Source organism: Aminobacter sp. LjRoot7, assembly GCF_964252895.1.
Lineage (GTDB): Bacteria > Pseudomonadota > Alphaproteobacteria > Rhizobiales > Rhizobiaceae > Aminobacter > Aminobacter aminovorans_B.
In genome coordinates this window covers 1-1,465 of record NZ_CAXUPX020000038.1, presented here as the reverse complement: position 1 = coordinate 1,465, position 1,465 = coordinate 1, and the positions used below count along the sequence as shown (strand labels likewise).

Here is a 1,465-nt window from a genome sequence, read left to right as displayed (position 1 = left end):
CTAGCAGGCTTCTCTGATTGGGGTCGGTGAGGTCAAGCTTTTCCTGTCTTTTTCCGGATCACGTCGCCCCGCGGGTCGCTCGCTTCTCTTCGCGGTCGGCGCGGAGCCGCCGCATGATGGGGTCAGGAGAGCGAGGTGTCTCAATCTGTTGAACGACCTTGGAGAATTCGCCCAGGATCGTGCCTGCTAACGAGATCGCCTTGCCCATCGTCCCCACGGGAACGATCCGGATCACCCTCTCGGGCGAACCACTGTCTGTGTTCTTTTTTGGTCCTTTGTTCCTTTGTTCCTTTGTTCCTTGTCCTATTTTCATGCCGATGCAGGGCCGGCGGCTTCCTTTCCAAAGCGGAATTCGGTTGCGTCGGCCCACATGCGATGCAGGACGACGGCCAGTTTGCGGGCTACCGCCACGCGGGCTCGCGCCATGCCGCGGCGTTTGGCGATGTTCATGCCCCAGGCGCGTAAGCTCGACCATTTCTTCGAGCGCACGAGCAGCGAATGTGCTGCCTCGTAGAGGGCGGTGCGGGCGAGCTCGTCACCGCAGCGGCTGACCTTGCCCGGTATGTCGGTCTCGCCGGACTGGTAGCGCGCCGGCGTCAACCCCAGATGTGCTCCCACTGCCCGCGAGGAGCTGAAGCGCTCCGGACGGTCGATGGTAGCGCGGAAGGTGAGCGCGGTGATCGGCCCGACGCCGGGCGCGCTCATCAGTCGCCGACAGACGGCCTCCTTGCGCACGATGTCGAGAACCTGCTTGGTCAGGCGGGCGAACTCGTTGAGCATGGAGCCGAGGATCGAAAGCAGCGGCTCGACCATCACCATCGCCTCGGCGTCGGTGCCGGCCAGCTCGCGCACGCGATCGGCAAAGGAGGTGCGTGAGGGCGTGCCGAGCTTGACACCGGCCTCGCGCAGGATGGCGCGCACAACATTCTCTATGCTGCGCATCTGGTTCAGCACCGTGCGGCGGGCAACCAACAGCGCGCGCCATAACCGGCATTGCCGGCTCTTCACATGCACCTGCCGATACCAACCCGTGCGCATGATCTGCGCAAGCGCGCGGGCATCGTTGCGATCGGTCTTGTTGGGCATCGTCTTCATGACCGCATTGGCCTGGCGGGTCTCGATACAGATCGCTGGCAGGCCTTCGGCGCACAACCCATCGTGAAGCCAGGCTGTCAGCGAGCACGCTTCCAGCCCGATGCGCTCCAGCGGCAGATCGAGCTTCCGCAATGCATCGGACAAGGCCTGTGGTTCGCTCGCCGCTCGTGTTTCCTTCACGATCCGACTACTCTCATCGACGACGCAAATCGCGGTCTCTTCCAAAGACACGTCCAGTCCGGCAAAATACTTCACGGTTGCTCCTTCCCGATGTTTGTGGCGCTCCAAAGCGACCACGTTCTCACATCCTGACAGGAGCAGCCGCCCTCATCTGGGCTCGGGCGAGACCCCAATCACCCCATCTGTTGAA

Annotated in this window: 1 protein-coding gene; it reads right to left on the bottom strand. The window is 62.9% G+C overall.

Features of this window, described 5'->3' with window-relative positions; all coding sequences use genetic code 11:
- Positions 1–309 precede the first annotated feature (309 nt).
- Positions 310–1,350 carry an IS110 family transposase gene (locus tag ACSQ3E_RS30830; RefSeq protein ID WP_436125511.1) on the bottom strand — a complete coding sequence of 347 codons (1,041 nt, stop codon included), beginning with the start codon at positions 1,348–1,350 and terminating at the stop codon, positions 310–312.
- Positions 1,351–1,465 lie beyond the last annotated feature (115 nt).